Source organism: Roseburia sp. 1XD42-34, assembly GCF_009917385.1.
Classification (GTDB): Bacteria; Bacillota; Bacilli; order Bacillales; family Amphibacillaceae; genus Virgibacillus.
On the sequence record NZ_QWLJ01000013.1, the window covers coordinates 22,429 to 44,837 of the forward strand.

Annotated in this window: 16 protein-coding genes; 4 read left to right on the forward strand and 12 right to left on the reverse strand. The window is 39.1% G+C overall.

Annotated features, from left to right (window positions below; genetic code table 11):
* Positions 1-227: 227 nt before the first annotated feature.
* The 7 genes from rpoE to D1839_RS21095 form a co-directional block, all read right to left on the reverse strand.
* Entirely contained in the window at positions 228-731 is a 504-nt protein-coding gene (gene rpoE / locus D1839_RS09450; RefSeq protein WP_120379658.1) for a DNA-directed RNA polymerase subunit delta, read from the reverse strand.
* Positions 732-1,693: 962 nt separating this feature from the next.
* Positions 1,694-2,314 carry a TetR/AcrR family transcriptional regulator gene (locus D1839_RS09455; RefSeq protein ID WP_120379659.1) on the reverse strand — a complete coding sequence of 207 codons (621 nt, stop codon included), beginning with the start codon at positions 2,312-2,314 and terminating at the stop codon, positions 1,694-1,696.
* Between the two features lie 52 nt (positions 2,315-2,366).
* A complete protein-coding gene (locus tag D1839_RS09460; protein WP_120379660.1) occupies positions 2,367-3,506 on the reverse strand; it encodes an acyl-CoA dehydrogenase in 1,140 nt (379 codons plus the stop codon).
* A gap of 104 nt (positions 3,507-3,610) precedes the next feature.
* On the reverse strand, positions 3,611-4,744 hold the full coding sequence (locus tag D1839_RS09465) for an acyl-CoA dehydrogenase (RefSeq protein ID WP_120379661.1): 1,134 nt from the start codon (positions 4,742-4,744) through the stop codon (positions 3,611-3,613).
* Positions 4,745-4,872: 128 nt separating this feature from the next.
* Positions 4,873-5,724, reverse strand: coding sequence for a 3-hydroxybutyryl-CoA dehydrogenase (locus tag D1839_RS09470; RefSeq protein ID WP_120379662.1), 852 nt, complete (start codon positions 5,722-5,724; stop codon positions 4,873-4,875).
* A gap of 24 nt (positions 5,725-5,748) precedes the next feature.
* Entirely contained in the window at positions 5,749-6,939 is a 1,191-nt protein-coding gene (locus D1839_RS09475) for an acetyl-CoA C-acetyltransferase (protein ID WP_120379663.1), read from the reverse strand.
* A gap of 275 nt (positions 6,940-7,214) precedes the next feature.
* Positions 7,215-9,317 (reverse strand): (Fe-S)-binding protein, encoded by a 2,103-nt coding sequence (locus D1839_RS21095; protein ID WP_120379664.1) that lies wholly within the window; start codon positions 9,315-9,317, stop codon positions 7,215-7,217.
* Positions 9,318-9,983: 666 nt separating this feature from the next.
* Here D1839_RS21095 and pflB point away from each other — a divergent pair.
* The gene (pflB, locus tag D1839_RS09485; protein WP_120379665.1) at positions 9,984-12,230 is read left to right on the forward strand and encodes a formate C-acetyltransferase; all 2,247 of its coding nucleotides are present in this window, start codon (positions 9,984-9,986) and stop codon (positions 12,228-12,230) included.
* A 75-nt stretch (positions 12,231-12,305) separates the two neighbouring features.
* A complete protein-coding gene (gene pflA, locus D1839_RS09490; protein ID WP_120379666.1) occupies positions 12,306-13,040 on the forward strand; it encodes a pyruvate formate-lyase-activating protein in 735 nt (244 codons plus the stop codon).
* A 523-nt stretch (positions 13,041-13,563) separates the two neighbouring features.
* Here pflA and argS read toward each other — a convergent pair.
* Together argS and D1839_RS09500 are read right to left on the reverse strand one after the other, a co-directional pair.
* Complete coding sequence (gene argS / locus D1839_RS09495; protein ID WP_120379667.1) at positions 13,564-15,228, reverse strand: arginine--tRNA ligase; 1,665 nt, start codon at positions 15,226-15,228, stop codon at positions 13,564-13,566.
* Positions 15,225-15,668 (reverse strand): DUF1934 domain-containing protein, encoded by a 444-nt coding sequence (locus D1839_RS09500; RefSeq protein ID WP_120379668.1) that lies wholly within the window; start codon positions 15,666-15,668, stop codon positions 15,225-15,227. The genes argS and D1839_RS09500 overlap by 4 nt, the downstream gene beginning before the upstream one ends.
* A 404-nt stretch (positions 15,669-16,072) precedes the next feature.
* Between D1839_RS09500 and D1839_RS09505 the strand changes: the two genes are divergently transcribed.
* Together D1839_RS09505 and D1839_RS09510 are read left to right on the forward strand one after the other, a co-directional pair.
* The gene (locus D1839_RS09505) at positions 16,073-17,005 is read left to right on the forward strand and encodes an L-lactate dehydrogenase (RefSeq protein ID WP_120379669.1); all 933 of its coding nucleotides are present in this window, start codon (positions 16,073-16,075) and stop codon (positions 17,003-17,005) included.
* Positions 17,006-17,115: 110 nt separating this feature from the next.
* A complete protein-coding gene (locus tag D1839_RS09510; RefSeq protein WP_120379670.1) occupies positions 17,116-19,149 on the forward strand; it encodes a transglycosylase domain-containing protein in 2,034 nt (677 codons plus the stop codon).
* A gap of 397 nt (positions 19,150-19,546) precedes the next feature.
* Here the strand turns inward: D1839_RS09510 and D1839_RS09515 are convergent, their stop codons facing one another.
* The 3 genes from D1839_RS09515 to D1839_RS09525 all read right to left on the reverse strand — a co-directional run bounded on the left by D1839_RS09515 (position 19,547) and on the right by D1839_RS09525 (position 21,965).
* Positions 19,547-20,059, reverse strand: coding sequence for a YwhD family protein (locus tag D1839_RS09515; RefSeq protein ID WP_120379671.1), 513 nt, complete (start codon positions 20,057-20,059; stop codon positions 19,547-19,549).
* Positions 20,060-20,161: 102 nt separating this feature from the next.
* Positions 20,162-20,656, reverse strand: coding sequence for a YwgA family protein (locus tag D1839_RS09520; RefSeq protein ID WP_120379672.1), 495 nt, complete (start codon positions 20,654-20,656; stop codon positions 20,162-20,164).
* Positions 20,646-21,965, reverse strand: a complete 1,320-nt coding sequence (locus D1839_RS09525) for an HD domain-containing protein (RefSeq protein WP_120379673.1) — start codon at positions 21,963-21,965, stop codon at positions 20,646-20,648. The genes D1839_RS09520 and D1839_RS09525 overlap by 11 nt, the downstream gene beginning before the upstream one ends.
* Positions 21,966-22,409 lie beyond the last annotated feature (444 nt).

Sequence of the window (22,409 nt, forward strand, 5' to 3'; positions counted from 1 at the left end):
CATGTAAGCTATTATTTAAGAAGGCTTAATCCTATATGTTCGTTAGGAAACCAATACAAAAACAATAAAAGCGCCTCCCCAGTCAATCGGGGAAACGCTTTGGTGATTAAAATAAAAGAGCCCAAGATAAATTGTACTGACGTCTTGAAAAAAAGTCAAGACTCTAAAAAGATGTTTAAAAATTACCGAGATGTGCATTTCTTTGAAGCATTCATAAAATACTCGTTTTATCTTTTTTTCTCGTCATCTTCTTCGTCTTCTTCCTCTTCTTCATCATAAGTCTCATCGAAGTCCTCGTCATATTCTTCCTCATCAAAGTCCTCCTCAAAATCATCTTCCAAATCTAAATCAATATCTAAATCTTCGTCCAAAATTTCAACATCATCATCAACAATATCTAAGTCTTCTTCTTGTTTCAACTTACTTTTCGCTTTTTTCTTTCTCTTTGGAGCAACATTTACTTCTTCATCCATTTTCTCGACAGGGTACCAACGCTTTAATCCCCACTTATTTTCTCCAACAGTCAGAAATCTGCCGTCCACATTTAAATCGGTATAAAATTGTGATATGGCCTCTTGTTTCTGTTTTTTTGTATAACCTTTCAAATCTGCTAACCGATTAAATATGTCTTTGAAGTGAAAAGCTTTTTTTTCTTCTACAAGCAGCAAACTGGCCAATTCAATCATTGGCATTTGTTGAATTTCTTCGTGGCTATATTGGTTGAAGCTCACGGTCATGCACTCCCTTTAATTTTATATTGATGGCTGTTACACCTATATGTTGATAAGAGGTTCATAAAAAGTTCAGAAAAAATGGTTCATCTCTATCTGGCTTATTACTAAGTCCATCCCTTCCCAAACTGCGTAAACAGAACCATAAAACGTTGCAAAAGGATAAAAAAGCACCATCAGACAATATAGCAACGTGCAATAACAATGCAATCTCAGTTACGCTCGACCTTTTTATCCTCTCTTTTAAACACGGACTATAAGATATTCCGCACGTTAACCATATCATACATTATAAACAAATCTATATGGTTTATGCTAGAGATAAAGCAGAAAATTTTTTAACAATCTTTTTATCTTACGTATCCGTTTTTTCTCGGTTTCTCCTGTTCTATAAATACAAGTCCGTGGTGCACCTTTATCTGATTTAACGAATCTTCTATCAGCAGGATTTTCTTTCGGTGCTACTGATTGTTAGTGCTATAACGGTAGAACCTAAAGACTTCTAAACAAATGGATGCATTTAGGTCTGTTTTATTACCTTAAACTTGTGAATTATCCAATTCTTGAAAGGGGAATCTTACGGCGTTCTAATGCGTATACTGGAGATAAAGAACAAAGGTGCAAGGCGCCCGGTTAGCAACGTAGCGACTGGAACGAAGCAACTAAAGTTATAGGAAACATGCCACTAAAACCAGGGGTATGCCGACGCCTGAGCGACAAGCCCGTATTTCGTCGGCCTTCCTCTTAGCTACAACCGATGATGACTTATCGTAGGGCGCATTTCTAAAGTCGCATCTTTGCTGGGCGCTTGCGCTGGACGTGGCTATTCCGTTAAGTTTGTATCCCCAAGCACCTCATTTTATGCTTTCTTAACTTATAAAAAAGAAAAAGCTTTGCATAAGGGAGACGTACTCACACAAAGCATTTCTTTTCTGAAATATATTGCTTTTTTCCGTTTCAAGTTAGCCACTTGAAGCTTCAACCTGAATGGATTGCATTAAAAAATGAATTTGCCTGTCCACATATGTTTCTAATGTAAATTGCTTCTGTAACATCCACCTTCTAAAGCCCCACATTTGCCCTTGAATAAAAATATTATTAGCAAGCAATTCACGATCTGTAGAAGATACAGAATCAGGGAAGCATGTAGCGATAACCCGCTCTAACATAGCCACCATATCCCTTTCTTTTTGGAGTACATAATCTTTGCTTTCTCTTTTTAACGACTTGACTTCTTGATACATAATGACAACTTCTTCTTGCATATCATCCATTAAGTAAAAATAGGAACGAATCACATTTGTAAAATGTGCCAAAGAAGAATTATTCGGATCAATTTGTGCTTCTAATCGTTCACGCACCTGTAAATAAATGGAGTCGCAAACAAGAAATAAAATATCCTCCTTTGTACGAATGTATTCATATAAAGTTCCTATGCTAAACCCTGCTTCTTTCGCAATTTCTCTTGTCGTTGTGCGATGAAAACCTTTTTCTTTAAATAAAGTAATGGCTGCTATGATGATTTGATTCCGCCGTTTTGCGATTAATGATGGATCTTTGATGGAAGAAAGGATGGAATTCATTTCCCTCACGCCCTCCTTGTAGTTGCTTAAAATAAGCTAGTTCTCCTTTCATTTACTTTGTTAACATTCTACCAATTACAAGTCGTTGAATTTCGTTTGTGCCTTCATATATTTGGGTGATTTTCGCATCCCGCATATATCGTTCTACTGGGTAATCTTTCGTATATCCGTAACCGCCGAAGACTTGCACCGCTTCCACTGTAATTCGCATCGCAGCATCACCAGCAAATAACTTGGACATCGCGGAAGCTTTTCCATAGGGTAATCCTTCAGATTCTAACCAAGCTGCTTGATATGTTAACAGACGTGCAGCCTCTACCTCCGTAGCCATATCTGCTAATTTAAAAGAAATTCCTTGATGTGCAGCAATCGGTTTACCAAATTGAACCCTTTCCTTCGCATAGGCAGTTGCAGCATCTAACGCACCTTGAGCAATTCCCAATGCCTGTGCAGCAATGCCATTTCGACCTCCATCTAATGTAGTCATAGCTATTTTAAAGCCTTCTCCTTCTTGCCCAAGTCGATTTCCTTTTGGTATGCGACAATTTTCAAAAATCAATTCTGTTGTCGGTGAAGAGCGAATACCAAGTTTTTTTTCTTTCTTACCGAACGAAAATCCTACCGTTCCTTTTTCAACAATAAATGCCGTGATGCCTTGATGTCGTTGATCAGCATCTGTTTTAGCGAAAACAATATAAATATCTGCTACACCGCCATTGGTAATCCAAACTTTATTGCCATTCAACACATAGCTGTCCCCATCATCCTTTGCCGTCATTGACATAGAAACAACGTCACTCCCAGCACTAGGTTCTGATAACGCGTACGCCCCCAATGCTTCCCCCGTAGCTAGACGCTTTAAAAAGGTTTGTTTTTGTTCGTCTGTACCGTATTGATAGATTGGCCAGCTCGCTAAAGAAACATGGGCAGATAAAGTGACGCCTGTTGAGGCGCAAACTCGAGACAACTCTTCAACTGCGATGACATAACTCATATAATTCGAGCCAATCCCACCATATTCTTCTGGCCATGGAATCCCTGTTAATCCAAGTTCTGCCATCTGTTCAAAGATTCCTCGGTCAAATCGTTCATTCTCATCCCGCTCTGCTGCTGAAGGAGCTACTTCGTTTTCAGCAAACTCCCGCACCATCTTACGCAACATCGCTTGCTCATCGGTCAGCTTAAAATTCATAGATGACCCCTCCTCGTAAAGTGTATTTAGGTATTTTTTGCTTTATTCTCTAGGCTCGGTACTCCGTTACCTTTAACTACAATCGCACACTTTCTGTTACATAATTATTGTCTTAATAAATGTTTAGCTATCACGATTCGTTGAATTTCACTGGATCCTTCATAAATTTCGGTAATTTTAGCATCGCGAAACAGACGTTCAACTGGGTAATCCTCGGTATAGCCGTAACCTCCAAATATTTGAACAGCTTCAATGGCATTTTCTACTGCCGCCTTGGAAGCAAGGAGCTTTGCCATCGAAACTTCCTTTCCAGACGCTTTTCCTTGTTCTATTAAATATGCTGCCCGATAGACTAATAGCTTGGCAGCCTCGGTACGGGTTGCCATATCAGCCAATTTAAAAGAAATTCCTTGATGCGCCGCAATCGGCTTTCCAAATTGCTTACGCTCCTTTGCATAGTCTGTTGCATGCTCTACAGCTGCTTCACTTATTCCAAGAGCTTGCGCTGCTATTCCAATTCTGCCAACATTTAAATTGTGCATGGCAATTTTAAACCCATTTCCTTCTTCCCCTAGAAGCTGTTCCTTACTTATGCGGCAGTTTTCAAATACAAGCGACACTGTATTTGACCCGTGCAATCCCATCTTTTTTTCTGGTTTGCCAATGACGAGTCCTGGTGTACCCTTCTCCATAATAAAAGCACTTATTTCTCTTTTTTCTTCTCCTGTACGGGCAAAAATGATATATGTATCCGCTTCCCCACCGTTTGTAATAAACACTTTTGATCCGTTTAAAATGTATTCATCTCCTACTTTCACTGCTTTTGTTTGGAGACTTGCCGCATCGGATCCTGCATTTGGTTCTGTTAAGGCAAAAGCCCCTAAATAGTCACCGCTTGCAAGTTTGGGGAGATACTTATTTTTTTGTTGCTCCGTTCCAAAATTAAGAATTGGGTTTGTTCCAACAGATGTATGCACAGATAAAATGACACCGACTGTTGCACTTACCTTTGATATTTCATGAATCGTTTGAATGTAAGCAGTATAATCCATTCCTGCCCCGCCATATGCTTCTGGGATGGGTATTCCCATTAAACCAAGCTTGCCCATTTGCTTGATAATTTCTTTTGGGAAACGATCCTCTTCCTCCATAGAAGGTATCGCTTTTGTGATTTCAGCTTTCGCAAAATCCTTGACCATTTTATTTAGCATTACTTGTTCTTCGGTCCAACACAGCATGCAATTTCCCTCCTGTTCTTTAGGAAAACTTGGCTATTGACAAGTTTTTACATTAATAGCCACCGTTTTGCTTATCCTATAAAACCTAAATTCATTTTCTTATGCTTTCCTATCGTACAAAAAAGTCTTTATGTATACACATAAAATCCTCGTCCTGTTTTCTTACCTAACCAGCCTGCTTGCACATATTGTTTGAGCAAAGGGCACGGCCGATATTTGCTATCTGAAAATCCTTCATGTAGTATTTCCATAATATACAAGCATGTATCTAGCCCAATAAAATCAGCAAGTGTTAATGGACCCATCGGATGGTTCATCCCTAATTTCATCGATGTATCGATATCTTCTACCGTTGCAATCCCTTCATATAATGTATAAATCGCTTCATTAATCATTGGCATTAAGATGCGGTTGGAGACAAACCCAGGGAAATCCTGAACGGTAACTGGAACTTTATTTAATTTTTTAGTCATTTTTTCAATGGTAGAATAGGTTCCATCACTCGTCTGTAACGCCCGTATAATTTCTACTAGTCGCATTATTGGAACCGGATTCATAAAATGCATCCCGATAACTTGATCTGGACGATTCGTTGCAGCTGCAATTTCCGTAATGGATAAAGACGAAGTATTGGAGGCTAAAATGGTATCTGCTGGTGCTATTTGATCGAGTTCATGGAAAACAGCTGTCTTTATAGCCATATTTTCTACAACGGCTTCAATAACTAAATCAGCCTTTGCTGCATCTTGAATAGTAGATGCTTTCTCTATTCTTTGTAATGTAGCGTCTCGTTGTTCTTCCGTTATCTTTTGTTTTTCACAAGCCCGATGAACGAACTTGTGAATTCTTTTTACCCCATGATTTAATGCTTCTGTTTGTTTATCGTACAACAATACATGAAACCCGGATTGTGCACAGACTTGGGCAATTCCTGCCCCCATTTGCCCAGCGCCTATGACCATAACTTGATTTATGTTCATATCTCCTCTTCCCCTTTGTTTCTATTATCTTTTTGGAACTTCGATCAGAATGGCATCGCCTTGGCCTCCCCCACTGCAAATAGCTGCTATACCAAGTCCGCCACCCCGCCGTTTTAATTCATAGATTAAGGTTAATATAATTCGCGATCCACTTGCCCCAATCGGATGCCCTAAAGCAACTGCTCCCCCATTCACGTTCACTTTCTCATGATCAATTCCGGCAATTTTACCGCTCGCTAACGCTACTGCAGCAAATGCCTCATTAATTTCAAACAAGTCGATTTCATCTTTGGAATATCCTGTTTTTTTCAGTAATTGATTAATTACTAAACCTGGTGTTTTCGGGAAGTCTTTTGCAGGAACTGCAACCTCCGTATGCCCTTTTATAATCGCTAATGGTGCCTTGCCAAGCTTGGAGGCTTTTTTATCAGACATCACAACAAAAGCGCATGCGCCGTCATTAATACCAGGCGCATTTCCGGCAGTAATGGTTCCGTCTTGATCAAATGCAGGACGCAGTGTTGCTAGCTTTTCAACACTTGTGCCCTTTCTTGGTGCTTCATCTTGATCGACAATTAAGGCATCCCCCTTACGCTGCGGCACTTCCACAGCTACGATCTCTTCAGCAAACTTTCCATCCTCCATTGCTTGAATAGCGCGTTGGTGACTACGATAAGCCCATTTGTCCTGTTCTTCTCGCGTAAGCTCATATTCTTTTGCTGTTGCATTTCCATATGTCCCCATATGTACGCCTTGAAAAGAACAGGTTAACCCATCATGTATCATCATATCGACCACTTTTTTGTCTCCCATCCGGTTTCCCCAGCGCGCATCGGGCAACAAATATGGCGCATTACTCATGCTCTCCATACCACCAGCTACAATGGTTTCCTCATCTCCCAATCGGATGAGTTGATTAGCTAACGTAACGCTACGCAGCCCTGAAGCACAAACTTTATTAATCGTTTCTGTTTTTACTTCCCACGGAATCCCTGCTTTTATAGCTGCTTGTCTCGAAGGAATTTGACCTTGACCACCCTGTAACACATTGCCTATAATCACTTCATCGACATCACTTCCATTAATTCCTGCTCGCTTTAACGCTTCTTCAATAGCCTTACCTCCTAGCTGGGAGGCGGTAAAAGATCGTAATACACCACCAAATTTTCCAAATGGGGTTCTTGCCCCTGATACAATAACTGCTTCTCTCGTCATTTATCATCCACTCCTCTTTTGATTGAACGCTCGCTCATTATTCCTTTCATAATATGTTCAAAAAGCGAGGAAACCTAGCTTTTTGAACATATTCTATAGAGTATTAGAATAACAGGTATTGTGAAATAATCGAAGTGTTTTTATATCTAACTATGTTCCAAATATAGACAATCGAATTTGTTTGGATTACTTCCATATTTCTACAACCATTCTCATTTTGGAACATTTTAGCTCACGTTTAGCTATCAAGTTATTCTTCGATTCTATGTTTTTGATTAAGCTGTTTTTATTTTCTCTTCATCAAATACAGAAATTGCTAAAATCTCGGCAACATCCATCGTGCTTATATCTTCTTCCACTTCTTTCGCTTTTGTTCCATCACTAATCATCGTTAGGCAATATGGACATGCACTAGAGATCATGTTTGGTTCTACAGCTAGCGCTTGTTCTGTACGTGCTACATTAATTCGGTTTCCTGTCGTTTCTTCTGACCACATTAATCCACCGCCTGCACCACAACACATGCCATTTTCTTTACTACGTTCCATTTCTACAAGCTCTAAACCTGGAATGGCTTGAAGAATTTCTCGTGGTGGATCATAAACACCGTTATATCTGCCTAAATAACAAGAATCGTGGTAAGTTAATCTTTGATTAATCGCCTTTTGCGGTTTTAACTTACCATCTATGACTAAATCATATAATAGTTGTGTATGGTGGTAAACTTCTGCTTCGAAGCCAAAATCTGGGTATTCATTTTTAAAAATATTGTATGCATGTGGATCAATGGTAACAATTTTTTTTACATCATTTTTAGTGAATTCTTTAATATTTTTCTCGGCTATTTCCTGAAATAAAAACTCATTTCCTATCCGACGTGCTGTATCCCCAGAATTCGCTTCCTTATTTCCTAATATTGCAAAACTTACACCAGCTTGATTTAACAGCTTCGCAAATGCCAGAGCGATTTTTTGACTTCGATTATCATAAGCTCCCATCGAACTAACCCAAAACAGGTATTCAAAATCCTTGCCTTCTTTATTCAGTTCTTTAATCGTTGGTATTTGAACCGATTCATCCTGCTCACGCCATTTTATGCGATCCTTTTTCGATAGACCCCATGGATTACCTTGACGCTCGATATTCATAACCGCCCGTTGAACATCCTGATCCATTTTACCTTCTGTCATCACTAAATATCTGCGCATATCAATAATCGTTCCCACATGTTCATTGTTAACAGGACATGCATCTTCACAGTTTCGGCATGTCGTACAGCCAGCCAGTTCTTCTTCTGTAATGACATCTCCGATTAAACGAACACTTTGCACCGTCGCTGCTACCTCTTGTTTTGCAGATGCCTGATTTCCCGCTGCATTAGCAAATGCATATGCTGGAACCCATGGTGACTTCCCAGTAATTGCTGCTCCCTTTTCGGTTAAATGATCGCGCACCTTAATCATAATATCCATAGGCGAGAGCATTTTACCTGTTCCTGAAGCTGGACAAACATCCATACATCTGCCACATTCCACACACGCATAAAAATCAATCATTTGATATTGCTCAAAATCCTCTACTTTTCCTACCCCAAAGGATATTTCTTCTTCATCCTGGTCTTCGTCCATTTCAAAATCGATTTTATTCAATTTTCCTGGAATACGTTTACTTAAGAACACGTTAATAGGTGCAGCAATTAAATGCGCATGCTTGGATTGTGGGACATAAACAAGGAACACAAGAATGGTAATCGTATGAATCCACCACGCGAGATAAAACAACACCATAGCGCCCGTAGCAGACAACCAGGAAAAAGCCATCGCAATAACACTGGCAACCGGCTCTGTCCACGTTGGATCATGTCCATGCCATAACTGTGCCATTCCATTTCCAAACAGCACAGAGATCATTAATGTGCCAATAAACAATAAAACTAAACCAGCTTTAAACCCTCGCTTGAGGCGGACGAGCTTTTCAATATAACGGCGATAAAAAGCCCATATAACTGCGACGAGAATCATTAATGTTACTAATTCCTGAAAGAATACAAATCCCGGATAAATCGGCCCTAATGGCAAATGACTCTCAGGAGATAATCCTTTAATAAACATGTCAATCGCACCAAATTGAACGAGAATAAATCCGTAGAACATCATCACATGAATGATACCCGACTTTTTATCCTTTAATAGCTTCGACTGACCAAAAACAATCTTCCCTATTCTTCTAAAACGTTCTTTAATATCCCGATCAAATTCTGACTTTCTCCCCAAACGAATATACGCTACCCGCGTAGCTACAACCTTAGCAAATAAATACACCCCATAGATGGTAATAATCGCAAACGCAATTGCATTTACAAGCAAAAATGTATTCACTTTACTCACTCCCCCTTATCGTGCAGTAAACTAATTCAGTCAGGCGTACAACTCCCCTCGAATGATAGCGATTGCATTATTCAGAAAAATAGTTTGTTTTTAAATCTTATATCTACTACTATAAATATGAATGATCATTCAGTCAACTATTTATCTGGTGAATTTTACTTTATAACAGAAGCGATCAGAAATTTCAGCAGCTAGCTCCTAAAATAGTTTGACAGTAACGTCTCCTTATGATTCATAACCAGCAACAGACTTTTTAGTTTTGTTGCTTAAGAACAAAGGTGTAAGCGCCCGGTTAGCAACGTAGCGACTGGAGCGAAGCAACTAAAGTTTTAGGAATCATGGTGAGGCACGAACCAATGATGACTTATCGTAGGGCGCTTTCGTGAAGTCGCCTAGTTGCTGAGCGCTTAAGCCGGACGTGGCTATTCCTTTATATCGTTATCCCAAAACAACAAATTTCACACTTTCTTATTTTTTTAAAAATAGTTTGTGAAAATGAAAGGAAAAATAACCACCTTTATGTAAGCGTATTCTTTGTGATTCCTTATGAATAAAGGAAAATGTCATAAAATAATCACACGTGAATTCTTTCACAAATATAGTTTTTTCGGTATACTATTAAGTAGAAGCTTTAATATTTCTTAAGGAGGTAGTTTTATGACTACTACTACTTTAGCCCCTTGGAGAACTTTCCGCACGGGGAAATGGGAACAAAATGTTGATGTTAGAGACTTTATTATACGTAACTTCACTTGCTACGAAGGTGATGAACAATTTTTAGCTAAACCTACTCAAAACACCTTGGATCTTTGGAAACAAGTGACAGAACTTACTGCAAAAGAACGTGAAGCTGGCGGAGTATTAGAGATGGATACAAAAATCCCTTCAACCATCACTTCACATGGCCCTGGATATCTTAATAAAGATAAAGAAAAGATTGTCGGAGTTCAGACAGATAAACCATTCAAACGCGGTTTAATGCCATTTGGTGGTATTCGCATGGCAAAAAATTCATGTGAAGCATATGGCTATGAACTAGATAAGGAAACAGAGCATATCTTTACAGAATATCGAAAAACGCATAACCAAGGTGTATTCGATGCTTATACTCCTGATATGCGAAAAGCACGTAAAGCTGGTATTATTACAGGATTGCCTGATGCTTATGGTCGTGGGCGTATTATTGGTGACTATCGTCGTGTTGCCTTATATGGTGTGGATTTCTTAATTGAGAAAAAGCAAGAAGAGCTTACGCTATTAGAAAATGACGGAATTATGTCAGAAGATATTATTAAACAGCGTGAAGAGCATATGGAACAAATAAGAGCATTACATGAATTAAAGCAAATGGCTGAAAGCTATGGTTATGACATTTCTAAACCAGCTACAAATGCGCAAGAAGCTGTTCAATGGTTATATTTTGCTTATTTAGCTGCAATTAAAGAACAAAATGGCGCAGCAATGAGTTTAGGACGCGTATCTACTTTCCTAGATATCTATATGGAACGTGATCTAAAAGAAGGTATTCTAACAGAAGAACAAGCACAAGAACTAATTGACCATTTTGTTATGAAATTGCGTTTAGTGAAATTTGCCCGTACGCCAGAATATAATGAATTATTTAGCGGGGATCCTACTTGGGTAACAGAATCCATTGGTGGTGTAAGCTTACAAGGAGAGCCACTTGTTACGAAGAACTCATTCCGTTTCTTACACACTTTAACCAACCTAGGACCTGCTCCAGAGCCAAACTTAACGATTCTTTGGTCAACAAAGTTACCAGAAGGTTTTAAAAAATATTGTGCAAAAATGTCTATTGAATCCAGTTCTATCCAATATGAAAATGATGATCTAATGCGTAAATATTACGGCGATGACTACGGTATTGCATGTTGCGTAAGCGCAATGGAAATCGGTAAACAAATGCAATTCTTCGGCGCACGTGCTAACTTAGCAAAAGCATTACTTTATGCTATTAACGGGGGAGTAGATGAAAAATTAAAAATGCAAGTAGCACCACCACTTCGCCCAATCACATCTGATGTATTAGATTTTGATGAAGTAATGGAAAGATATGATGTAATTTTAGATTGGTTAGCTAAGCTTTATATGAACACATTAAACGTCATTCATTACATGCATGATAAATATGCGTACGAACGTATTGAAATGGCATTACATGACAAAGACGTGCTTCGTACCATGGCAGGCGGTATTGCAGGACTAAGTGTAGTCGCCGATAGCTTAAGTGCCATTAAACATGCAAAAGTTCATGTTATTCGTGATGAAGACGGCTTAGCAGTCGATTACCGTATTGAAGGCGATTTCCCTAAATATGGTAACAACGATGATGCGGTTGACTCTTTAGCTGTTGATATTGTCAATAGATTTATGAATAAGTTCCGGCAACATGAAACATACCGAAATGCTGTGCCAACATTATCTATTTTAACCATTACTTCTAACGTTGTTTACGGTAAGAAAACTGGTAACACTCCAGACGGGCGTCGCGCTGGCGAACCATTTGCACCAGGTGCTAACCCGCTTCATGGCCGTGACCAATCAGGTGCACTTGCATCTTTGAACAGTGTAGCTAAAATTCCATACGAAAATTCGATGGACGGTATTTCCAATACGACAAGCTTTGTTCCAAAAGCACTTGGTAAAACGGAAGATGAACGTACTAGCAACTTAGTATCGATCCTTGATGGGTATGCAAGTAAAGAAGGACACCACCTAAACATTAACGTATTTGACCGCGAAACACTGGAAGATGCTATGGAGCATCCAGAATTATATCCACAATTAACGATTCGTGTAAGTGGATATGCAGTAAACTTTATCAAACTAACGAGAGAGCAACAGCTTGATGTTATTAACCGTACATTCCATAAAGGACTGTAAGGACACTAGTAAATTTATTTTGTCAGGAAGGGCGCTTATTCTGTCCTTCCGCTCTTAAAGAAGGGGGCTTTACCAATGATCGGAAGAATTCACTCGATAGAAACATGCGGTACAGTAGACGGACCAGGATTACGTTATGTTATCTTTTTACAAGGCTGTCTGCTTCGATGTCAATTTTGCCATAATCCCGACACATGGGACGTAAAGGGCGGGGTTGAAAAAAGTGTAGACGAAATCATTGCAGATCTACAAGACTACCTCCCATACATTAAAAATAGTGGAGGGCTTACGGTTAGTGGCGGAGAACCATTATTACAAATCGACTTTCTGCTAGAGCTGTTTAAAGAATGCAAAAAATTAGGTGTCCACACAGCAATTGATACATCAGCTGGATGTTTCCGAGAGAGCCCTACTTTTTTAAGGAAAGTGGATGAATTATTAAGCGTTACAGACCTTGTACTCCTAGATATCAAACATTTAGATAATGATTTGCACAAACAACTTACGGGTATGCCAAATGCGCATATTCTAAAGTTCGCTAAATTATTAGCAGAGAAAAACACACCCGTTTGGATTCGTCGCGTACTCATTCCTGGAAGAACAAACGATCCAGAAGAATTAGCGGCACTAAATGAATTTATTACGAATCTGGGCAATGTACAAAAAGTAGAAGTCCTTCCTTACCATACAATGGGAGTTTATAAGTGGGAACATTTAAACCTAGAATATCCACTTGCCGGCGTTGAACCACCTACAGAAGCAGAAGTGGTCCGCGCCAAAGAAATACTATCTATTCCTACTGAATCGTAAGTTTAACCCGGGGGTCAACACGTAGACGACTAGACCAAGATTGTATGGTCTAGTCGTCTTTTGTTTTACTATTCGTATCATTTTAGGGTTTATAGTATAAGCAAAACTACGGCTGTCGCCATTATTTGGCTATAAGCCAAGTTTCTCTAATAAATTATAAATTGACCCTTTCATTAGTAGGAGTATTTACCCCCAAGGATTTTAGTACGTAATGGTTTGACCTAAAAGCCCCTTACAAAATAGGGCGTTTAATAACTGTTATCTCCCACGTAGGCTTGTTGCAGTACAGATGATCTAACTCCTCAAGCAGGACAGCACCTTATAGACGGGGTGATATAGACAAAGTCATTTTTCTTACATGATTAAAACCTTGAATCCCCTAAAAAACGAGCTGTTAAAGGAATTTTATCGTTTGGCATAATAAAGATGGATAGAAGTAAATCAATAGGTCAACACTTATATAAGACGAAGTGATGACCTGTTTTCTTAGTCAACGTAAAACCCTATTCCATTTATAACACAACTACATTTTTTCTGGTGCGGAGACCCCTATCACTCGTAATGCATTTGCCAATGTAATCTTCACAGCTTGCATCAAAGCAATACGTGCTTTTGTTCTTTCTTTGTGGTCCATATCCAATACTTTTTCTGCATTATAGAAGCTGTGTAATAACGAAGCTAGATCGAATACGTACTGTGTTACCTTATGCGGTGTTTGTTTGATAGCAGCATCCGCGATAACTTGAGGAAATGCAGCCAGCTTTTTAAGCAAATCGCTTTCTTTTTCTGTGGTTAAGAGAGAGACATCTGCTTTACTATCAACGGAAAATCCTTTTGACTCTGCTTGCTTCAGCATCGTACAAATACGTGCATGTGCATATTGCACATAAAAAACAGGATTATCATTTGATTGTGAGCGAGCAAGGTCCATATCAAAATCAAGCTGCGAATCATTAGAACGCATAACAAAGTAATAACGAACAGCATCTACGCCGACTTCTTCCATCAGCTCTCGAAGCGCTACGGCTTTTCCAGTACGTTTACTCATGCGTACCTTTTCACCATTTTCAAATAAATTAACCATTTGAATAATTTTTACGGCAAACTTTTCAACCGGATAACCTAGTGCCTGGATAGCTGCTCGCATCCGAGGAATATACCCGTGATGATCGGCTCCCCAAACATTGATAATTTGGTTAAACCCGCGATCAAGCTTATTTTTATGATACGCTATATCAGGTGTTAAATATGTGTAGCTTCCATCTTGTTTAATTAATACACGATCTTTATCATCACCAAATTCCGTAGACCGAAACCAGGTCGCCCCATCTTTTTCATAGGTGTATGCAGCGATTTTTTCTAGAGTCTCAACGATTTTATTGTCCTTGTAAAGGGAGCGTTCTGAAAACCACGAGTCAAAATGTACGCCAAAGGTTTGTAAATCTTTTTTTATTTTGCCTAATTCATAGTTTAATCCGTATTCTTTAAAGAAAGCTAAACGCTCTTCTTTATCTTTTTGCGCCCATTCATCTCCATATTCTTGACTTAACTGTTTGCCAATTTCTGCAATATCTTCTCCATGATACCCATCTTCAGGCAATGTTGCTTCTTGCCCCAACGCTTGCAAATAACGAGCTTCTACAGAGAGCGCTAAATTATCAATTTGATTGCCGGCATCATTAATATAATACTCTCGTTCAACCTGGTAGCCTGCAGCATCTAATATATTACAGAGTACGTCTCCAAAAGCAGCACCTCGAGCATGGCCTAAATGCAAATCTCCAGTCGGATTCACAGAGACAAACTCCACTTGGACACGCTCGTTGTTACCTGCTTGTGACCTTCCATAAGCTGCTCCATCTTTCAAGATGTTAGGAACAATAGAACCGAGGAAATCCTCTTTCATGAAAAAATTAATAAAGCCTGGACCGGCGATTTCTACTTTTTCGACAGAAGCCTCTGCGTGATTAAAGTGACTTACCATTTCCTCCGCTATTTGACGTGGGGCTTTTTTTGCCACCCTCGCTAGCTGCATAGCAATATTTGTTGCAAAGTCCCCGTGGTTTTTATCTTTCGGTTTCTCAAGTTCCACTTCTGGCATCTTGTCTTCATTTGCAAGTCCCGCCTGCAGGACGGCATCCTTAATCTGTTGTTTCAATGCTTCCTCCGTTTGTGTTAATAGGCTCATGCCATGTCCACCTCTTTCATAATTAAATCGATCTTTTGCTGTCTTGCTTGCTGTCCGTTTAGTTTGAGATCATAAACAATTTGCAAGCTACCATTTTTTGCTGGGGTTAAAGGATCATAGACAATGGCTGTCGTAAAAGTTTCCATATGTAAATTGCCATAAGGATGCTTTAGTACATTTTCTGTTGCTTTATTAACATGGAATTGCTGATTCATGCTAAGATTACCAGAGCGTTTTAAACTCACTTTATCTGGTTGAATAGTGACCAGATTTTTTACAACAGACGCATCTTCTGCTACTTCCTCAAAAGTAAGAACGTCTATATTCCCCTTTTTGTAAAGAACTCCAGTTTGTTTACTTTTATGATATTCCTTTTGCCCATCGTCATCGATGGTCGTGTAAAGTTCAATCCATACAGATATTTGCTGTTTATTCCGCATTTTAAATCCTCCACTTATAGCTGTTGCAGATGGAGATCTACTTCCCTAAAATCGTTTGTAGAATAGTGTATTCTTGTGTATTCTATTATAACAAAGAATATTTATCAAGCAGAGGGAAGAAAGGAAAAAAGGGAAAATTCAAATCCAATCGAGCAAGTTTATTCAGTCTAATTTCCGTTGTCGAAATATTACATATGATGTAACTATTGCTCTTCAGTTAGTACTGTTCTTTATTTTCCCCGTAAACGCTATCGTGACAATAAAACGAATACATAAGTAATATTTTTTAATATAGTGGTTTCTTTTTTAATCAACTAGGCAACATATTATTGTAGGTATTTATACGAAAGGGATATAATCATCACATATCACACAAAATGACCTACTCAGAGGAGGACTAATTTATGCATATCACACCAGGAAATAAAATTGTTTTAGTAGGCACAGGCGCTGTTGGGACAAGCTATGCTTACGCTTTAATGAACCAAGGTTTAAGTAATGAACTCGTTTTAGTGGATATAAATGAAGACAAGGCGAGAGGGGAAATGATGGATCTCAATCATGGGATCGTCTATGCTCCTAGTGCGATGAATATTACACAAGGAACCTACGCCGATTGTAAAGACGCTGCTATCGTAGTTATTTGTGCAGGGGCGGCGCAAAAAGAAGGTGAAACAAGATTGGATCTCGTCAATAAAAACGTTAAGATTTTTAAATCTATGGTCGAGTCGATTATGGATGCAGGATTTAACGGTATTTTTATTGTAGCCACGAACCCCGTTGACATCTTATCCTATGCAACATGGAAATTCTCCCAGCTTCCAAAAGAAAGAGTAATTGGCTCTGGTACAGTATTAGATTCAGCAAGGTTCCGTTTCCTATTAGGTCAAAAATTTGCGACAGCTCCAGCAAGTGTGCATGGATATGTGATCGGTGAGCATGGTGATTCCCAGCTTCCCGTGTGGAGTAGAGCAAATATTTCTGGAACACCAATTGCAGGGAAACTATCGGATGAAGAAAAATCTCAGATCGCTAACCAAGTTCGTAACGCTGCTTATGAGATCATTTCACTTAAAGGGGCTACTTACTATGCTATTGGTATGGGATTAGCAAGAATAACGAAAGCCATTTTAAATAACGAACATATTATCCTGCCAGTAGGCACATTATTAACTGGTGAGCTTGGGCATGATGATGTTTATATTGGGGTTCCATCCATTATTCATCGAGCAGGTGTAAAAGGCGTAGCGGAATTTTCTCTAGACGAAGCTGAACAAGAAAAGTTTGCAGCCTCCGTAACCATTCTAAAAGACATTCAAGCCAATGCCTTATTTTAATTCCATACCCACACCTCTACCTATTTAGTTTGTAAACATTCTTACGTTTATTTGTCGGCTTGTTTTCCCATAATGGTAGTAACTGAACAAATTAAAGAGGGAAAGCATATATGAGCAAACAGAGAAACAGACGTCGTCTTCTATTCATCCTAATACTATCAGGAATATGCATCGCTTTCGTAATCGGTGTTTACGTCGTTAGTTTTCTTTTAGGTCCTCCACCAATAACGATGAATCAGCAAACAACGCTATATACAAGCTCGGGAGAACCTTTTAGCGAAGTTGGTAATAAACAAACCGAAAAATTAGTGAAGCTTGATCAGGTTGCTGATGAAGCCATCCACGCTACACTTGCTGTAGAAGATCGTCATTTTTACGATCATCGTGGGTTTGATGTGAAACGAATTTTTGGAGCGATGGTCGAAAATATAAAAACATTGTCGCTTAAAGAAGGAGCGAGCACGCTAACACAGCAATATGCACGAAATTTATATTTAACCCATGAAAAAACATGGTGGCGAAAAATAAAAGAGGCTTTTTTTACCGTGCGACTGGAAATGTTCTACTCTAAATCGGAAATTTTGGAGGGCTACTTAAATACGATTTATTATGGACATGGAGCTTACGGCATTGAAGCTGCCAGTAACTATTTCTTTAACAAATCTGCTAGCGAACTTTCCCTAGCAGAAGCTGCCATGCTTGCAGGTGTCCCTAAAGGTCCTACCTACTACTCCCCTTTTAATAACCAAGCAAAGGCGCAGCAACGCCAACAGCAAATCTTAAAAATCATGGAAAATCAAAAGTTAATTACAAGCAGTGCGTACCAAACAGCGAAAAACGAGGTTTTACATTATCGAAAGAAGGAAGATAACAAACAAAACCAAATAGGTAACTATTTTCAGGATACAGCTATAAAAGAAGCAGCAAGCATTTTGGAACTAGATGCTGACGCAGTGCGCAGCGGTGGATACCACATTTACACCACCATGCAAAAGCAAGAGCAAACACAGTTAGAAGACCAGATTACAAACACCATTTCTAAGCAAAGTAAAATACAAGCGAGCGGTTTAGCAATAAACCCGAAAACAGGTGGGATCATTGCTATGGTAGGTGGACGCAGTTATGCAAATAGCCCCTATAACCGAGCCGCACAAGCAAAACGAATGCCAGGGTCCACCTTTAAGCCTTTTCTATACTACGCTGCTTTAGAACGTGGTTATAATGCTACTACGATGTTAATGAGTCAACCGACTACATTTAAATTAGATCAAGGAAGTGTCTATAAACCGAGTAATTTTAATGACTATTATGCGAATAAACCCATTTCGTTAGCACAAGCATTGGCGCTTTCAGATAATATCTATGCAGTAAAAACAAACATGTTTGTTGGACCTGAAAATCTAGTAGAAACAGCGAGGAACTTTGGTTTTACAAGTGATCTGACAGCTGTCCCTTCCTTAGCACTTGGTTCAGAAGTTGTATCTATAAAAGAAATGGTTCGTGGGTATAGCATGCTGGCAAACGGCGGAAAGCAACTGGACGTGCATACCGTTACTAAAATAGTGGATCAAGAAGGCGATACAGTCTATAATCGATCCAACGAATCAGGCGAACAAATACTTGATCCAAAAAAGGCGTTTATTCTCTCGCATTTAATGACAGGGATGTTTGATGAGGAGTTGAATGGGTATATGCAAGTAACCGGTTCTACAATGGTTGATCAGCTTGACCGTACATATGCTGGCAAATCAGGGTCTACCGATTCCGATAGTTGGATGATTGGCTTTAGCCCCTCCCTTGTCACAGGTGTTTGGGTCGGCTACGATGACAATCGGACGATAGAAGTCGTTAAAGAAATGAGCTACGCGAAGGATATATGGGCAAGTTTTATGACATCTGTCCATCAGAAACAACCAAACGAGAGTTTCCCTATCCCTTCCGGAGTAGTTGGTGTTCCTGTAGATCCTGTTACTGGCCAACGAGCAACACCCTATTGCCCCACAAGCAGAGTGATGTTCTTTGAAAAAGGTAACGAGCCAGTTTCCTATTGTAATGTCCATTTACCTGAAGACAAACCGGATGAACCCCCTACAGAAAAACCAAAGAAAACGATGATTGAAAAGCTATTTGACCTATTTGATTAGCATGAACAAAGGCGCAGAACCCGGTTAACAACGTAGTGACTGGAGCGAATTACGTGAGATAAAGGAATCACGGTGAGGTAACGAACCGATGATGACTTATCGTAGGGCAATGGAGTGAAGTTGCCTAGTTGCTGGACTCATGCGCCGGATGCGGACGTGGCTCCGGTAATCTCGTTATCTCCAAGCACCTATGTTTATACTTTCTTATCTTTTAAAAAAAGAGACCAAATCCAGTTGAACTGAATTCGGCCTCTTTTTTGTCCTAGTAATACATGAATAGCCCATGTAGACTATATTTTACAAACTTCCTACATAAAGTACAAGGCAAAATCGAAAGGTTCATAACAAAGTCACAAAATGTTCATAATTTATATTTTCACGAACAGATAACCAACTTTTATACCGACAATGCCGATTTCAATTCGTCTGTCGAGTTTTCCCACATATTTCGATCAAAGTCTACCAGAAAGTCCTTCAGCAGCTTCTTGGAATGCTCGTCCATATGGTCGACAACAATTTTTCCCTTTAAGGATTGCTCCATATGCTTTACATGCTCAGGCATTGATTTATAGGCTCGTTTTATTGAACGATCTACACGCAGTTCACTGCCAGCAACACCAGCAAAATAAGCCCCGTTTTCATTACGCGCTACATTAACCCAAACAATCCAATATAATTTTCCATTTGGAACTTCGCTTTTATCTGAAAGATACTTTACACGACGTTCTATATCACTTCTAGCATGCATTGCTGCCATATCAACATAAGCCTTATTTTCATTTGGATCTACAATGACAGACGACATATTTTCCAAGCTAATGGAGCCATAGCCATAACCGCCGTGACCATCTGTTGAGTCGTCCTTAATAATTGTAAATTTATTTTTGTTTGAAGACTGATCGGAATTCATTCCGAGACCCTCCTTCTCATTCATTTATGGTTTTGATTGTAGCATAGTTCAAAACTGCTTCCCATGATTCTGCTTCTTTATAATAAAGTGTATGGAACTGTACTACTGGCGAATCTGATCAATAAAGGAAATCGCTTCTTGAATCTCCCCATCCGTATATTTTTGTTTTGGCTTCACTGTATGCACTTTAGTTATGGATTCTTCTAATGGCAAATCATCGAAATACAACATCGTTGCGACTAATTCTAAAAATCGTGAGCTTTTTTCCTGCATCGCTGATACTTGAGAAGAAAAATCCGGCATATCCATTTTGAATTGTTCCAAAAAAGCTTGTCCATCTTCTGTGATTGTATAACGATATTGATGATAATTACTTCTGTCTTCTTTATCTTCTTTAATAAAGCCTAGATTACAAAGCTCTTCTACCCGTAACGTTAACTCCTCTGAATATGGGCCATAAAAATGAAATGCGTACTTCTCCTCAAAGGGCATATGGCACTTTTGCAAAATATAAATCATTTTTTGCAGCTTTTTCCTGCCTGTTACTTCGTTCGCTACTGCAAAAAACTGCATTAGTTTCGCATGATTAGTTAACATGTTTTACCTCTCCCTGACCAATTAATATTTCTTTCATCCGTTGTTTTTTGCTTTTATCAGATACCTTCTCTAATAAATCATGTGGATAATAAAGTTTGTGATCGGTTCGTTTTTTACCTGAAATAGCTTCAACGATATCCGACTGCCGGGATAATTCACGTAGTTCTCCGTTTGGCATTAATAAGTGAATTGGTAACCGCTCCTCTTCTTCACCAGGACGGTAAAAGTCATAAGGCAAATCAGAAGAAGAATCGACGACTAAATAATAATCCGGATCTATATGTACCTCCGTAAACAGCTTATGCAGTTCCATCCATTCATTCATTTGTGAATTGGGATTAAATTCCACGTATTTAAATAGCCTTCGATTCATAAATCGCTCACAGAGGTCACGCAAAATCTTATCCTCTTCTTGCTGCCAAAGCTGGAAATAATACGATACGATTCCCTCATCCAATTTCAAATAATCTTCTAATTTTACTTTCCCTATAAAGAAAGATTCAAAATGGGTTGGCTGTAATTTAAACGCATATGCAGGATCTTCATATAACACTTTTGCTCGTTGCAATATTTTACAAAGAATCACTTCTGCACTTCGTGTAACCGGATGGAAATATACTTGCCAATACATTTGATATCGACTCATAATATAATCCTCAACGGCATGCATTCCTGTCGCCTTAATCACAACTTGATCTTCCATTGGACGCATGACACGAAGAATTCTTTCCATATCAAAATGACCGTAACTAACTCCTGTAAAGTAAGCATCTCGTTGTAAATAATCCATTCGATCTGCATCAATTTGGCTGGAAATTAAACTTACTACTAATTGATCCTGGTATGTTTTAGCTATCACATCGGCTACCTTCTGCGCAAAGCCTTTCTCTACTCGTTCTAAAATGGCATTCACTTCTGTATGCCCTAAAATGATTTGTTGTGTATAATGTTCATGATCCAGCTTAAATACCTTTTCAAAGGAATGGGAGAACGGTCCATGACCCAAATCATGTAATAAAGCTGCACATAAACAAAGAAGGCGCTCCTCTTTATTCCAATGTGGACGTCCTTCAAAGTTTGTCAGTATTCTTCGTACAATTTCATAAACGCCCAGTGAGTGATTAAAGCGACTATGCTCGGCTCCGTGAAAGGTTAAATTAGTAGTACCTAATTGCTTAATTCTTCGTAGTCTTTGAAATTCAGGGGTGGCAATTAAGTCCCAAATCACGCGATCTCTCACATGGACGTATCGATGTACCGGGTCTTTGAACACCTTTTCTTCGTGAAGTTGCTCATTCTTATATTCCATGTATTTTCATCCGTTTCTTTTCGTCGATTTCTTTTTATTATATAATAGATAGGCTGAAGAAAAAAGGGTAAAGTAAACATATGACGTGGCGACTATTTCATTTTTTTGCCCATAACCATCACATTTGCTACTACCAAGCAGTAAACAGCCTCGGGTCACATGCTTCAGATAAAGTGAATCTTCCATCAATGGGGTTTTCATTCATCCCTCACGATTGTTAGAGGAACGAATTGGGCATTTAGGCGCTGTAATCTCCCACTTAGACTATGTTGTAGTAGAATTTCTTCAATTCTTGTAGTGGGAGTCTTTCAGCACATTATCTGCGGGATAAAGTGAAACTCATTTTGTATGTGAGACTTACGACACATTGCATAGGGACACTCTTAAGCAATGTGTTCCACTAGAACAAAGGCGCAAGTGCCCGTTTAGGAACGTAGCGAATGG

What these genes read in the sequence shown, in the direction of transcription:
- D1839_RS09455 (WP_120379659.1), bottom strand. Translation starts at nt 2,314, where the DNA reads ATGAATTCCATCCTTTCTTCCATCAAAGATCCATCATTAATCGCAAAA.
- D1839_RS09460 (WP_120379660.1), bottom strand. Translation starts at nt 3,506, where the DNA reads ATGAATTTTAAGCTGACCGATGAGCAAGCGATGTTGCGTAAGATGGTG.
- D1839_RS09465 (WP_120379661.1), bottom strand. Translation starts at nt 4,744, where the DNA reads ATGCTGTGTTGGACCGAAGAACAAGTAATGCTAAATAAAATGGTCAAG.
- D1839_RS09470 (WP_120379662.1), bottom strand. Translation starts at nt 5,724, where the DNA reads ATGAACATAAATCAAGTTATGGTCATAGGCGCTGGGCAAATGGGGGCA.
- D1839_RS09475 (WP_120379663.1), bottom strand. Translation starts at nt 6,939, where the DNA reads ATGACGAGAGAAGCAGTTATTGTATCAGGGGCAAGAACCCCATTTGGA.
- pflB (WP_120379665.1), top strand. Translation starts at nt 9,984, where the DNA reads ATGACTACTACTACTTTAGCCCCTTGGAGAACTTTCCGCACGGGGAAA.
- pflA (WP_120379666.1), top strand. Translation starts at nt 12,306, where the DNA reads ATGATCGGAAGAATTCACTCGATAGAAACATGCGGTACAGTAGACGGA.
- argS (WP_120379667.1), bottom strand. Translation starts at nt 15,228, where the DNA reads ATGAGCCTATTAACACAAACGGAGGAAGCATTGAAACAACAGATTAAG.
- D1839_RS09500 (WP_120379668.1), bottom strand. Translation starts at nt 15,668, where the DNA reads ATGCGGAATAAACAGCAAATATCTGTATGGATTGAACTTTACACGACC.
- D1839_RS09505 (WP_120379669.1), top strand. Translation starts at nt 16,073, where the DNA reads ATGCATATCACACCAGGAAATAAAATTGTTTTAGTAGGCACAGGCGCT.
- D1839_RS09510 (WP_120379670.1), top strand. Translation starts at nt 17,116, where the DNA reads ATGAGCAAACAGAGAAACAGACGTCGTCTTCTATTCATCCTAATACTA.
- D1839_RS09515 (WP_120379671.1), bottom strand. Translation starts at nt 20,059, where the DNA reads ATGAATTCCGATCAGTCTTCAAACAAAAATAAATTTACAATTATTAAG.
- D1839_RS09520 (WP_120379672.1), bottom strand. Translation starts at nt 20,656, where the DNA reads ATGTTAACTAATCATGCGAAACTAATGCAGTTTTTTGCAGTAGCGAAC.
- D1839_RS09525 (WP_120379673.1), bottom strand. Translation starts at nt 21,965, where the DNA reads ATGGAATATAAGAATGAGCAACTTCACGAAGAAAAGGTGTTCAAAGAC.